At 37.4% G+C, this 12,778-nt stretch carries 15 protein-coding genes; 7 read left to right on the forward strand and 8 right to left on the reverse strand.

Features of this window, described 5'->3' with window-relative positions:
• Positions 1–259: 259 nt before the first annotated feature.
• Positions 260–772 (reverse strand): LURP-one-related/scramblase family protein, encoded by a 513-nt coding sequence (locus tag RK01_RS00630; protein ID WP_016171359.1) that lies wholly within the window; start codon positions 770–772, stop codon positions 260–262.
• Between the two features lie 50 nt (positions 773–822).
• Positions 823–1,695, reverse strand: coding sequence for a Cof-type HAD-IIB family hydrolase (locus RK01_RS00635; RefSeq protein ID WP_016171360.1), 873 nt, complete (start codon positions 1,693–1,695; stop codon positions 823–825).
• Positions 1,696–1,920: 225 nt separating this feature from the next.
• Here RK01_RS00635 and RK01_RS00640 point away from each other — a divergent pair, with 225 nt between their 5' ends.
• From RK01_RS00640 to RK01_RS00655, 4 genes are all read left to right on the forward strand, one after another.
• Positions 1,921–2,610: a uracil-DNA glycosylase gene (locus RK01_RS00640; RefSeq protein WP_016171361.1), complete on the forward strand. Its 690-nt coding sequence runs from the start codon at positions 1,921–1,923 to the stop codon at positions 2,608–2,610.
• Between the two features lie 163 nt (positions 2,611–2,773).
• Entirely contained in the window at positions 2,774–3,760 is a 987-nt protein-coding gene (gene pta, locus RK01_RS00645; protein WP_016171362.1) for a phosphate acetyltransferase, read from the forward strand.
• Positions 3,761–3,934: 174 nt separating this feature from the next.
• Entirely contained in the window at positions 3,935–4,405 is a 471-nt protein-coding gene (tsaE, locus tag RK01_RS00650; protein ID WP_016171363.1) for a tRNA (adenosine(37)-N6)-threonylcarbamoyltransferase complex ATPase subunit type 1 TsaE, read from the forward strand.
• Positions 4,402–4,923: a GNAT family N-acetyltransferase gene (locus RK01_RS00655; RefSeq protein ID WP_016171364.1), complete on the forward strand. Its 522-nt coding sequence runs from the start codon at positions 4,402–4,404 to the stop codon at positions 4,921–4,923. Before tsaE ends, RK01_RS00655 begins: the two co-directional genes overlap by 4 nt.
• A gap of 94 nt (positions 4,924–5,017) precedes the next feature.
• Here RK01_RS00655 and RK01_RS00660 read toward each other — a convergent pair whose 3' ends face one another.
• Both RK01_RS00660 and RK01_RS00665 read right to left on the reverse strand, forming a co-directional pair.
• Positions 5,018–5,551, reverse strand: coding sequence for a 3'-5' exonuclease (locus RK01_RS00660; RefSeq protein WP_016171365.1), 534 nt, complete (start codon positions 5,549–5,551; stop codon positions 5,018–5,020).
• Positions 5,552–5,629: 78 nt separating this feature from the next.
• The gene (locus tag RK01_RS00665; RefSeq protein ID WP_016171366.1) at positions 5,630–6,385 is read right to left on the reverse strand and encodes an exodeoxyribonuclease III; all 756 of its coding nucleotides are present in this window, start codon (positions 6,383–6,385) and stop codon (positions 5,630–5,632) included.
• A 93-nt stretch (positions 6,386–6,478) separates the two neighbouring features.
• On the opposite strand from RK01_RS00665, the gene RK01_RS00670 reads away from it, so the two are divergent.
• Positions 6,479–7,378, forward strand: coding sequence for a Gfo/Idh/MocA family protein (locus RK01_RS00670; protein ID WP_016171367.1), 900 nt, complete (start codon positions 6,479–6,481; stop codon positions 7,376–7,378).
• A gap of 71 nt (positions 7,379–7,449) precedes the next feature.
• A complete protein-coding gene (gene murB, locus RK01_RS00675) occupies positions 7,450–8,346 on the forward strand; it encodes a UDP-N-acetylmuramate dehydrogenase (protein ID WP_016171368.1) in 897 nt (298 codons plus the stop codon).
• Positions 8,347–8,394: 48 nt separating this feature from the next.
• On the opposite strand, the gene RK01_RS00680 is transcribed toward murB, so the two are convergent.
• From RK01_RS00680 to RK01_RS00695, 4 genes are read right to left on the reverse strand one after another with little or no spacing between them, the layout of a single operon-like run.
• On the reverse strand, positions 8,395–9,048 hold the full coding sequence (locus RK01_RS00680; protein WP_016171369.1) for an ECF transporter S component: 654 nt from the start codon (positions 9,046–9,048) through the stop codon (positions 8,395–8,397).
• Positions 9,048–9,605, reverse strand: a complete 558-nt coding sequence (gene coaC / locus RK01_RS00685; RefSeq protein ID WP_016171370.1) for a phosphopantothenoylcysteine decarboxylase — start codon at positions 9,603–9,605, stop codon at positions 9,048–9,050. Before coaC ends, RK01_RS00680 begins: the two co-directional genes overlap by 1 nt.
• A 22-nt stretch (positions 9,606–9,627) precedes the next feature.
• A complete protein-coding gene (gene coaB / locus RK01_RS00690) occupies positions 9,628–10,383 on the reverse strand; it encodes a phosphopantothenate--cysteine ligase (protein WP_016171371.1) in 756 nt (251 codons plus the stop codon).
• Between the two features lie 12 nt (positions 10,384–10,395).
• On the reverse strand, positions 10,396–11,379 hold the full coding sequence (locus RK01_RS00695) for a YhdH/YhfP family quinone oxidoreductase (protein ID WP_016171372.1): 984 nt from the start codon (positions 11,377–11,379) through the stop codon (positions 10,396–10,398).
• A gap of 303 nt (positions 11,380–11,682) precedes the next feature.
• Between RK01_RS00695 and RK01_RS00700 the strand changes: the two genes are divergently transcribed.
• Positions 11,683–12,771 (forward strand): ABC transporter ATP-binding protein, encoded by a 1,089-nt coding sequence (locus RK01_RS00700; protein WP_034864840.1) that lies wholly within the window; start codon positions 11,683–11,685, stop codon positions 12,769–12,771.
• Positions 12,772–12,778 lie beyond the last annotated feature (7 nt).

A 12,778-nucleotide genomic window follows, 5' to 3' on the forward strand; every position in this document is an offset into this window, starting at 1 on the left:
TCCAGCTTCACAAACGATCTCTTGGAGGTATTAAGGCAAAAGAGTCACCTTTGTTTTTTAGCTTTTCTAATAGTTAAAAGCCAGTAAGTTAGGGAAAAATTGCCAAGTGAAAGTCATGAAATTATATATAAAAGAGGTGTGACAAAAGACTTGTCACACCTCTTTTTTGCAAATAAACGGTTTTTTAAAAACAACTTCTTCTTTTTTGAAGCTGACCGCTTCTGCTACAACCGCAAATAAATGATTTTAATTGTATTTTTTAGCAATTAGGTGTTAAACGGTAATCGAACTTTTGAGATTTGCTGCGATTATAAAGCCAATAGTCCATGATCGCTGCAATACAAATACAAACAGGAGCGTCCTCATCATCTGTAACATCCAAAACATAGTAATCACCAGAAAATAAAGTGGCTTTATCCATTTTCATAATGAGATGATTGAAATGGCGAATACTATACTGATGTTGATAAATATTTCCTTGGACAGTCCAATGCAATTGTTGAATATAATAAAAATCCCCCGGCCAGCGGAAAATTTTTTGTAAGGTACCCACTTTTTCAAAATTTTTATAAATTTCAAAGCGTGTACCAAAGGTAAAACTGATTTGTTTAATACTGGCTACCAGTTCTCCATTCATTTTATAAAGAGAGAGCGCATCACCTTTTGTTCCCCAACGTCCCACTAGTAAAAACAAAGATTTTCCTTTTTCGTCTTTGACTATCGTACGGGTAATGGAACTCAACTGTTTGTCTTGAATAAAAAATTCAGACATCCTTGCGCCTCCTTAATAAATTAACTAAAACCTATCCATCGTCTTTTAGTTTACGCCAAATTCTCTTGGATTGCCCGCATAATGGCTTTACCAACACCGGATTCAATATTAGTATCGGTTAAATATTTGGCATTTTCCTTCAATTCAATTTTAGCATTACCCATCGCAAAACTCACGCCCGCCAGCTGAATCATGCTTAAATCATTCATGTTGTCACCAATTGTCATCACTTCAGACAAAGAGATATTGCGCTCTTTGGCAACATGAGCGACAGCAATTCCTTTTTGAGCATCGCGATGATTGATTTCAATATTGTTTTGTCCCGAAGAAGTAACGTGTAATTTTTCGTTTGCATCTAATTTTTTTGCCACAGGTCCTAATACCGCTGGACCATCTTTATGAAAACAAATAATTTTTAACACTTCAAAATGTGGTTTATCTAACAGTGTTTTAATATCCGCAACGTAGTTTACTGGTAAAAATTCTAATTGCGCTGACGTCATGGCAATCGCCATTTTATGGGTCAAATGGGGCATCATTTCTGCCATATGTTCAGAGAAATTCTCAATTCTTTTTGCTTGGCTTTCAGAAAAAAGGCCTTCATTGGTAGCTACCTCATAATAAATATCAGCAGCTCGTAAAGTATCGAGAATCTCTGAGACAGTATCCAGTGCAATTGGAACCGTAAATAAAGAATTTCCAGCTGCATCAAAAACTTGTGCGCCATTTAAATTAATCATGGCACATTTTATCCCTGCTTGTTCCAAAGCAGGTAAGGCTTCTTCTCGATTACGCCCAGTGGCGACCATAAATTCAATCCCTTGTTCTTTGGCGTATTTAATAGCCGCAATATTTTCTACGGAAATCTGCATCCGGGAATTTAACAAGGTCCCGTCCATGTCAGAGGCAATTAATTTAATCATAAAATAGATGACACCATCCTTTAAAAATCTGACGCAAAAAGTTGCGTGATTAAGTCTATTTAAAGCTCATTTATTTTCAGTTTACCATAGATTAGGACAAATTTGTGGCGGTTTCAAAGACAATCCCAGACATTTACGCTACAATTACTTTGAAGGATAGAACTGATTTAATCATGCTAGTATGGCGGTAATCGCCTATTTTATCAGTTATTATAGGAGGCAGACATGAAAACAATTATTCATAACAGTTGGCAAGAAATTTTAGCACCTGAATTCACCAAACTGTATTATTTACAGTTGCGCGAATTTTTAAAACAAGAATATAAGACGCAGAAAATTTATCCGGATATGTATCATATTTTTGAAGCGCTCGAACTAACGCCCTATGAAGAGGTAAAAGTCGTTATTTTAGGACAAGATCCGTATCATGGTCCTAATCAAGCCCATGGATTATCTTTTTCCGTTCAGCCTGGCGTTAAAATTCCGCCTTCTTTACAAAATATCTATAAAGAATTACAGAGCGATTTAGGAGTAGCACCGGTTAATCATGGCTATTTAACTAGCTGGGCCAAACAAGGAGTCTTACTTTTAAACACGGTATTAACAGTACGGCAAGGACAAGCATACTCGCATCGTGGCAAAGGCTGGGAACAATTAACGGATAAAATTATTGAGAAATTAAACGAAAGACAAAAGCCGATTGTCTTCATTTTGTGGGGCAAAGGTGCGCAAGATAAAATTAAAATGATTGATCAAAATCGCCATGTCGTTATTGCATCTCCACATCCAAGTCCACTATCTGCTCATCGTGGCTTTTTTGGCTCGAAACCATTTTCAAAAGCCAATGCTGCATTGGTTTCTTTTGGTGAAAAGCCAATTAATTGGGAACTACCACAAGATCCAACAACTGTATAATACAGTGTAACAATAAAGCGTTTGCTGTTATATAATAAAAATGTCAGTATGTGAATTCAAAAACAAAGTGTGGCGTATTTTCACTGTAACAGCAGAAATAACTGTTCTTTTTTTTGTGAATAGTGTATGATGAGGGAGATAAAAAATACAGGAGGTAATTCCGGTGGAATTATTTGATAGTTTAAAATTTAAAATTGTGCGTCGTGGCATTAAAATTGCTTTTCCAGAAGCGACTGATTCTCGTATTTTAGGTGCAGCTGCACGTTTGAAAGCAGAAGAATTAATTACGCCTGTTTTAATAGGCAATAAAGATGAAGTTGCAAAAGCTGCTACTGCTCGTGGTATTACCATTGATCAATTTGAAATCCTTGATCCTAATGACTATGCAGATTGGGATAAAATGGTAGAAGCTTTTGTCGAACGTCGTAAAGGTAAAGCAACCAAAGAACAAGCAGAAGAAATTTTAAAAGATGTCAACTATTTTGGAACCATGTTAACCTACATGGGTGTCACTGACGGTATGGTTTCTGGCGCTATTCACTCAACAGGGGACACTGTTCGTCCAGCACTTCAAATCATTAAAACAAAACCAGGTGTTAGCCGTACCAGTGGCGCATTCTTAATGGTACGTGGTCGTGATCAAGAAAAATATTTATTCTCTGACTGTGCGATCAATGTAAATCCATCGTCACAAGAATTGGCAGAAATCGCTGTTGCTTCTGCTGAAACTGCTGAATTATTTGATATTGATCCCAAAGTTGCACTATTGAGTTTTTCAACAAAAGGCTCTGCTAAAGCACCAGAAGTAGACAAAGTTGTTGAAGCCACAAAAATTGCAAAAGAAATGGCACCAGATATTATTTTAGATGGTGAATTACAATTTGACGCAGCTTATGTTTCTGCGGTGGGACAATTAAAAGCTCCAGATTCAACTGTTGCAGGTAAAGCAACTGTCTTTGTTTTCCCTGAATTACAATCGGGTAATATTGGCTATAAAATTGCCCAACGTTTTGGTAACTTTGAAGCAATCGGACCAATCTTGCAAGGATTAAATAAGCCGGTTTCTGATTTATCTCGTGGCGCCAATGAAGAAGATGTTTACAAACTATCAATTATTACGGCAGCACAAACATTAAATACTACCAAATAAAACAATTAATCAGCCTTACTCTTTTGTGAGTAGGGCTTTTTTTATACCGTTAATAGCCCATATTATTAGCGATGGATTTTCCTGCTTTTGTTTTTGCATTCTGGTATTGTCCCAGTTATACTAAGCAAAGCTTATACTAAAAGTAGAGATATTTATTGATGAGGAGGCGCAATTATGATTGCTTTAACAGATCTATTGGCAACAGAAAAATTGGGAGAAATTATGGGCGAATGTGCTGCTGCTGGGGATGTCATTATTTTGACAGGAGAGCTAGGTGCAGGCAAAACGACCATTACAAAAGGCATTGCCCAAGGCCTTGGGGTAACACGAATGGTAAAAAGTCCAACATATACGATTATACGTGAGTATGAAGAAGGCCGTCTGCCACTTTATCATATGGATGTTTATCGAATTGGACCCGATGCAGATGAATTAGGCCTGGAAGAATATTTTGAAGGTGAAGGTTTATCCGTCGTGGAGTGGGGACAACTACTAGGAGAAGTGATGCCATTAGATTATTTGGAATTAACTCTAACAAAAGTTGATCGCGATGAGGATGCCCGTAAGGTTGATTTTAAAGCAGTTGGTAGCCACAGTGAAGCTTTTTTAAAACGCATTTTAAACGGATGGGAGAATAGAGAATGAATGATGTTGCTGTAACAATTCGTCCGACACAACCAACAGATGCCCCTCAGCTTTTACAAGTGATGAAAAAAATTGGCGGTGAAACTGATTTTCTAATTATGGATGAGCATGGCCTTTCTTTGACAGAAGAACAACTGGCCATGCAATTAGCAGCTTTTTTGGAAAGTGCTAATAATCTATCGTTAGTAGCATTAGCTGGAGAAAAAATTATTGGCATGGCTTCTGTTTTAGCAGAGGATAACCCCCGCGTCGCTCATATTGGAGAAGTTGGCATCTCCATTTTAAAAGAGTACTGGGGCATGGGACTTGGTGCTGCCATGATGGAAGAAATTATCTGGTGGGCAGAAAACTCCGGTGTTATTCGTCGATTAGAGTTGACAGTTCAAACGCGTAACAAAAGAGCAATTCATCTTTATCAAAAATTTGGTTTTACCCAAGAAGGAAAAATGCAAAGAAGCTTTTTAACTGCGCAAAATGAATTTATTGATGCTTATTTAATGGCACTTTTGATTGATTGAATTCCTTTTTAAAGCAATAAAGAGTCCCAAGAGTTTTTGTAAATGCAAAATAGACGTAACGTCTGTTAGCTATTAAGCTATACAAACGTTACGTCTATTTGATTGTCACTAATTTTTTTAACGGATCAGTACCAAATTCTGCTTCTTGCCGTAATAAAATTTCAGCACAAGCACGGCTGTCTTCTAAAGCATCATGGTGATTATTCAATGTAATATCTAACATATAACACATCGTATTTAAGCGGTGATTAGGAAATTCAGGGTATAGTTTGCGGCTAGAACGCGCGGTGCAAAGGGATAGATAGGGTTGTTTTTCCAAGCCATAATACTCAAGGCAACCGGCTAAAACACCATTATCAAAAGGCGCATTATGAGCTACAATTAAGCTGTTTTGATTATAGTATTGCGAAATCTCTTCCCAAACAGTGGGAAACTTAGGAGCACTTACAACATCTTCGGGATGAATCCCGTGAATTTGAATATTACGCCAGAAAAAAGGTGTCTCCGGTTTAATTAAAGAGTAGTATTCACCGACAATTTTACTATTGCGCACCATGACTAAAGCCAGTGAACAAGCACTGTGTTTTTCGTGATTGGCTGTTTCAAAATCCATTGCAATAAAATTCATTTTAACCGCCCTTTCTTCGTGTAATTTAGCACAAAAAAGACGATAGAAGCAATTGTCTCATCGTCTTTTTAACACAAATTAAAAATTTAAATCCAATTCAACCGGACAATGATCGCTGCCAAAAATTTCTGTATGAATTTTGGCATCGACTAGGTTGGCTTTTAGATCCTCTGAAACGACAAAATAGTCAATCCGCCAGCCCGCATTGTTTTTTCGTGCGTTAAACCGGTAGCTCCACCAAGAATAAACACCTTCAAGTTCAGGATAAAAGTAACGGAAACTGTCAATAAAGCCCGCCTTTAATAATTCGGTGAATTTACCTCTTTCTTCATCAGTAAAGCCGGCATTCTTGCGATTAGTTTTCCAATTTTTTAAATCAATATTTTCGTGCGCGACATTTAAATCACCACAGAGAATAACTGGTTTTGTTTTATTCAGCGCAACTAAGTAATTACGAAAATCATTCTCCCACGTCATGCGATAATCGAGGCGTTTTAATTCATTTTGTGAGTTTGGAGTATAACAGTCGACCAAATAAAATTCGGGATATTCCAAAGTAATAACGCGACCCTCTAAATCATGGTGATCAATCCCAATGCCATAAGTGACATTTAGCGCTTCTTTTTTGGCGAAAATGGCCGTTCCAGAATAGCCTTTTTTCTCGGCATAATTCCAATATTCATAGTAATTAGGCAAGTCCATTTCAATTTGGCCTGCTTGCAATTTTGTTTCTTGTAAACAGAAAAAATCAGCATCCAATTCGTTAAAAACATCCATAAAATTCTTTTTCATCACCGCCCGTAAGCCGTTGACATTCCAAGAAATTAATTTCAAAATTTTTCCTCCTTTGTTCTCTTTAACATTCTTATTTATTTTAGCGAAAAATGGTGTAAGATGAAAGAAAAGGCAACTAAAGGAAGTGTTTTAATGAAAATCGGTGTCCTAGGAATTGGCAATATTGCCCAAAAGGCTTATTTACCCACTTATTTAAAAAAACAAGATGAGGCGCAGTTTTATTTTGCTACGCGTAATAAAGAAGTTCAAACATTGTTAAAAAAGCGTTATGGCTTTTTACGCGTGTATGATAATATTGTCGAATTATTTGAGCAAGATATCACCGCTTGTTTCATTCATAGTGCGACTGAAAGTCACTATGAGCTTGTAAAAGAGTGTTTAACTAAAGGAATTCATGTTTTTGTCGATAAACCACTGACAGAAAATTGGCAGCAGACAAAAGAATTATATCAACTTGCGGCTGCTAAAAATTTGATTTTAATGTTAGGATTTAATCGACGTTATGCACCTTATATGAAACATTTAAAAGATTTACCTGACAAAAGACAACTTCACCTGCAAAAAAATCGGATTGCCGGAAATGGTACGCCTGAGTTTTTAGTCTATGATTTATTTTTACATTTAGTCGATACGGCGGTCTATCTAATGCCTGGTACGCCAAAACTAGCTTACGGTGATTTACAAGTGACAGACAATAACTTGGAATATGCAACGATGTTACTTACCAGTGAGCAAACGAGCGCGACGATTACGATGGATTTAAAAAGCGGGGCAAATTATGAACGCTATGAAGTGACGAGTCCCGTGAAAACGCTAATTCTGGAAAATCTGACAAATTTATCGGAATTAAACACCACGGGTAGTCTGCGGTTAAACGGTGACGATTGGCAGACAACTTTAGCGAAGCGCGGTTTTGAAGAACTTGTCACACAATTTTTAGCTGCAATTGAAAACAACGAACATCCAGTTCAGAAAAATGTCTTGGTGAGTCATCAATTATGTGCAGAACTTTTAGCAATCGGCATAAAATAAACGCAGGTGGCAAGATTTTCCTTGACGTGCTAAAATAAGTGGGATGTTTTTAAAAGAGAGGAAAATTTTTCATGAAAGATGCATTTAAACAAGCTTTTCCTGAAATTAGTATTTTATTAGATGAACCGTTAATGAATTATACCTTTACCAAAACGGGTGGGCCAGCCGATGTTTTAGCTTTTCCTAAAAATACAGCTGAAACCAAAGCATTGGTTGATTACTGTCGTGAAAATGACATACCATGGCTGGTTTTAGGCAATGCCAGTAATTTAATTGTTCGTGATGGCGGCATCAGGGGTCTCGTGATTATGTTAAGTCAATTGACAAAAGTTAGTGTGGAAGATACGATTGTAGAAGCACAAGCTGGGGCAAAGTTAATTGATACCACTTATGCCGCTTTAAAAGAAAATCTAGCTGGATTTGAATTTGCTAGTGGCATTCCTGGAAGTATTGGTGGTGCAGTCTTTATGAATGCAGGTGCTTATGATGGCGAAATCAAAGATGTTTTTGCCAGTTGTGATATTTTGTTTGCCGATGGCACAATTAAGACGTTAAATCATGATGAAATGAATTTTTCATATCGTCATAGCTCAGTTCAAGACTTAGGAGCGATTATTTTAACCGCTCGTTTCCAATTAAAAAAGGGTAATCATGAAATGATTAAAGCGCGTATGGATGAATTGACTGCTTTACGTCAATCCAAGCAGCCCTTGGAATATCCTTCTTGCGGTAGTGTTTTTAAACGCCCAGTAGGACACTTCACTGGTAAACTCATTCAAGATGCTGGTTTGCAAGGAATGAAATGGGGCGGAGCCCAAATATCTGAAAAACATGCAGGCTTTATTGTGAACATTGATAACGCTACGGCGACAGATTATGTGGAGTTAATTGCTTACATTCAAAAAACAATCAAAGAAAAGTTTGATGTGGCATTGGAAACAGAAGTCCGCATCATTGGCGAAGAATAAAAAATGGCTAAAATCAGTTTTCTGATTTTAGCCATTTTTTGATAACTTTTAATACATTTCGGTACGATTCTTCTTGGTTAAACGCAGCAAAATACTGCAAACGGCCGCTGTTACAACACCAGCTACAATTGCTTCTGGAATGCCTTGCGTGAAAATAACCGTTAAAATAGCGCCATATAAGAAATCGTGACTTTTTCCACTTTGACTGACATAGGTGGCATAACTATTTTGAAAAAGAAAATAAATCAGATTCATTACCAATAAGGTGTTGGTTAACCCGCCACTAATCCCTGCTATAAATAAAGCAACGCTGTCGGCTCTATTTTTTAATAAACGTCGTCCGTATTTGTAAACAAAAAAGGGGACCACACCGATTAAAATGCGGGGGATAATCGCCACAATTAACGCTTTCCAATCCCCATGATTGGTCCCAATCACATTAATAAAAGGGGAGAAAACAAAAGATAATGGATTAGGTCTAGTTGTTGCGTTATAGACGCTCATAAGCCCCATTGAAAAACCAAGAAATGCCCCTAAACGAGGGCCTAAAATAATCGAACCGATAATTACCGGTACATGTAAAATTGTTGCATTTAAGGGGCCAATGGGAATAAAACCTAAAAAAGGGACAAGACTCATTAAAATCATGATGCCTAAAAAAAGTGCAGTTAACACAAGATCGAAAGTTTTACTATTCTTCATTATAGACTCCTTTTACTTAGTGTCGCTTCCACCGCTTTAATAATCGTTTCATTTGTTGCCAGCGCACCGCGACCAAAATCACCACAAGCAAGCAGCGCTTCCCGTGGCTCTATTTCTTTATACCCGAATTCGTTTAAAGTGACAAGATTTTTTTGAGTTACTGGGTTTTGATACATGTAAGTATTCATGGCAGGGGCAATTAATTTTGGTACTTTGGTTTCTAATGCCATCGCAACAGTCGTAACCATATCATCGGCAATACCACTAGCGAGTTTTCCAATAATATTAGCAGTTGCAGGGGCAATCAAAAGTAAATCCGCATGTTTGGCCAACTCAATGTGGTTGACTAAATCAGCCCGGTGTTCAGTCATTACGTCGGTGTGTACGGGGCGTTTGGATAGTGTTTGTAACGTTAAAGGTGTAATAAATTTGGTGCTGTTTTTTGTCATTAAAACATCAACTGCATAACCGCGTTTGGTTAATTCATTGGTTAAATCGGCTGCTTTGTAAGCTGAAATACTAGCCGAAACACCTAATAAAATATGTTGTTGGCGCATAGTAATTTTCTCCTATATAAAATTATTTTTTTAAAGTCGTGGTAATTGCTGCTTTGATCAACTCAGCAATTTCCTTTTTAGTGCTGGCTTCACCATAGCTACCGTCTTTTGCAATTAAATAGCCATGGTGTTTATCTGTGCTGACTTCAGTCAAATCATTCGCTAAAATAAAGTCGGCATCATTTTTTTTGATACTATTTGTTGCAGCTTCATGTAATTTTTTAAAGTTCACATCAACTAACAACTTGAAACCGACAAGAATAGTATCAGGTTGTAATTGTTTAATTAGCTGAATAATTTTGGGATTTTTCTTTAAAATCAAAAATAAGTGGTCTGTGTCAGAAGAAATTTTTTTAGCCGGTATTGGTAATTGTTCCAATTCACTCATGCTATTTTTCAAATCTGCCATGCTTAAAGAGTTCCCGTGATGTTTGGTAATCAACTGATTGAAAACAGTCAGTAATTGTTCTTCGGATAAACTAGTGGCTGGCGTAAAGTCACTGACTGCCATACTGTGAATAACGGCATCGTAGTGATTTTGGATGAGCAAAGAATGTAAAGTAGTGCTCAAATTTTGCGTATCACTGATAAGGTGTAAGCGGATGTTATCTCCACGGGGTTTGAGTGCATTTGCCGTGGTCACATAGTCAATAGTTGTAGTAGAAGCCGCAAAAGTATTGGCAATCGTTACTCCTAGACGACCACTAGAATGATTGGTAATGGATCGAACATCGTCAATTTTTTCGGCTGTTCCGCCGGCGGTGATTAAAATTCGCATACAATTCTTCCTTTACATAGTAATAATACTGCGGCCTTCGTGTGTACCGCTAAGTAAAGCTTTTGTGACATCTTCAATAGCTGTTAATGGTACTTCTTCATATTTTAACTGAGAAGTTACCTTCCAATCTGTTCCTAAAAGCTGCCAAATTTTTTGGCGCTTCACCATTGGTTGGTTGACAGAATCAATGCCAAAAACTTTTATACCTCTTAAAATAAAGGGCAAAACAGTGGTGCTTAATTGGATGCCACCGGCATTGCCACAAAGGGCCGCAGTTCCTTCATAGTGGAGCTGTGGCAATAAAGCAGTTAAGAGTTCGCCACCAACTGTGTCAATAATCCCAGAAAATTGTTGTGGGGCTAAAGGACGGATTTTTGCTGGAATTAGGGCTTCTGGTGGGATAATCTCAGTTGCGCCTAATTTTTCTAACCACGTTTTTACTGCAGTTTTGCGGCTTACAGCGATAATTTTTTGGTAGCCTAATTGATGCAATAAGGCAATGGCAATACTCCCCACACCACCAGATGCTCCGGTCACCAAAACGGCTTCATCTTTAGTGACATTTTCACTAATTTTAGCTACTGCTAATGCTGCTGTAAAACCAGCAGTGCCATAAATCATACTTTCTTTCAAACTTAAATTTTGTGGTAGTTTTACTAACCAATCGGCGGGGACGCTTTGATACTCACTTAAACCGCCAGGGGCACTGACACCTAAACCATATCCAGTTGCTATAACTTCATCTCCTATTGAAAATCGCGGATCTGGACTTTTGACAACTGTCCCTGCTAAGTCAATTCCTAAAGTTAAAGGATAGTTTCGAACGACTCCTGTTTTAGGTTGAGTGGCCAGTGCATCTTTGAAGTTTAAAGACGAGTAAGCAATCTTAATGATTACGCCTTCAAAATCAAGGACGTTAAAATCTTTTTCTACTAAACGAGCTTCTATTGTTTGATCTTGTTTGCTAACGACAAATGCGCGAAATTGATTCGTCATAGTGTACCTCCATCTTATAAAAAAGCAATTTAATTTTCTTCATCATACCACAAGATAGGAAAATTCTTGGCTAGGTTTTCTCCGGTATAACAGAAAAATTTGGAAGTGGAAAAATGCGTCTGATTTTTGAAATATCATTTACTAAAGCGATAAAATAAGGAGATCCTTACATCAAAGAATGGTTATTGTAATACAATTCAGCAAGTTTTTGCTATGATTGAATTAGGACTTGTTTTTTGTTCATTTATCAGTATTCTTAATGAGTATGATAAAAAAATTTGGAATGAAAAAGGGGGAGAAAAAGTGGCTAAATCCATCATCTCATTTAAAAATGTAACCAAACGTTATGACGATGAAGATACGGTATTAAAAAATGTCAGTTTTGAGATCGAGGAGGGCAAGTTTTATACCCTTTTAGGGCCTTCTGGTTGTGGAAAAACGACTATTTTACGGATTATCGCCGGCTTTTTAGATGCTACAGAGGGAGATATCTTCTTTGATGGGCAAAAAATAAATGATGTTCCAGCAAATCAACGTCAAGTGAATACCGTTTTTCAAGACTATGCATTATTTCCCCATATGAATGTTTTTGATAACGTTGCTTTTGGGATGAAAATAAAAAAAGTACCGAAAGATCAGATTGAAAAGCGCGTCATGGAAGCGTTGCGTTTAGTTCAACTAAAAGGCTATGAAAAGCGGGAAATCAGTGAAATGTCAGGTGGACAACGACAACGGGTAGCAATTGCCAGAGCAATTGTCAATGAACCTAAAGTTTTGCTATTAGATGAACCATTATCAGCTTTGGATTTAAAGTTGCGAACAGACATGCAATATGAATTACGAGAATTACAACAACGTTTGGGTATCACGTTTATTTTTGTGACCCACGACCAAGAAGAAGCTTTGGCAATGAGTGATGAAATTTTTGTTATGAATCACGGTAAAATTGTGCAAAGTGGAACACCAGTTGATATTTACGATGAGCCGATTAACCATTTTGTTGCGGATTTTGTCGGGGAAAGCAATATTGTGGCGGGCACCATGATTGAAGATAATCTGGTAGAATTTGTCGGTAAAAAATTTGAATGTGTGGACGGTGGGATGCGTCCGAATGAACCAGTTGAAGTGGTTTTACGCCCAGAAGATTTGTCATTAACTTCAGTTGAAAAAGGCAAATTAATTGTAAAAGTCGATACGCAACTCTTTCGTGGCGTACATTACGAAATTATTTGTTATGATGAACAGCAAAATGAATGGATGGTACACTCGACGAAAAAGGCCATTGAAGGCAGCCAAATTGGTTTGTACTTTGAACCAGAGGATATTCATGTTATGCGCTTTAATGAATCAGAAGCTGATTTTGATGCCCGCTTGGAAAGTTATGATGAATAGGGGGAAA

This window comes from Enterococcus dispar ATCC 51266 (assembly GCF_000406945.1).
In the GTDB taxonomy this organism is placed as follows: Bacteria; Bacillota; Bacilli; order Lactobacillales; family Enterococcaceae; genus Enterococcus_C; species Enterococcus_C dispar.

Bases quoted from the DNA above. Each gene is read 5' to 3' on its own strand.
- RK01_RS00630 (WP_016171359.1), bottom strand. From the start codon at position 772: ATGTCTGAATTTTTTATTCAAGACAAACAGTTGAGTTCCATTACCCGT.
- RK01_RS00635 (WP_016171360.1), bottom strand. From the start codon at position 1,695: ATGATTAAATTAATTGCCTCTGACATGGACGGGACCTTGTTAAATTCC.
- RK01_RS00640 (WP_016171361.1), top strand. From the start codon at position 1,921: ATGAAAACAATTATTCATAACAGTTGGCAAGAAATTTTAGCACCTGAA.
- tsaE (WP_016171363.1), top strand. From the start codon at position 3,935: ATGATTGCTTTAACAGATCTATTGGCAACAGAAAAATTGGGAGAAATT.
- RK01_RS00655 (WP_016171364.1), top strand. From the start codon at position 4,402: ATGAATGATGTTGCTGTAACAATTCGTCCGACACAACCAACAGATGCC.
- RK01_RS00660 (WP_016171365.1), bottom strand. From the start codon at position 5,551: ATGAATTTTATTGCAATGGATTTTGAAACAGCCAATCACGAAAAACAC.
- RK01_RS00670 (WP_016171367.1), top strand. From the start codon at position 6,479: ATGAAAATCGGTGTCCTAGGAATTGGCAATATTGCCCAAAAGGCTTAT.
- murB (WP_016171368.1), top strand. From the start codon at position 7,450: ATGAAAGATGCATTTAAACAAGCTTTTCCTGAAATTAGTATTTTATTA.
- RK01_RS00680 (WP_016171369.1), bottom strand. From the start codon at position 9,048: ATGAAGAATAGTAAAACTTTCGATCTTGTGTTAACTGCACTTTTTTTA.
- coaC (WP_016171370.1), bottom strand. From the start codon at position 9,605: ATGCGCCAACAACATATTTTATTAGGTGTTTCGGCTAGTATTTCAGCT.
- coaB (WP_016171371.1), bottom strand. From the start codon at position 10,383: ATGCGAATTTTAATCACCGCCGGCGGAACAGCCGAAAAAATTGACGAT.
- RK01_RS00695 (WP_016171372.1), bottom strand. From the start codon at position 11,379: ATGACGAATCAATTTCGCGCATTTGTCGTTAGCAAACAAGATCAAACA.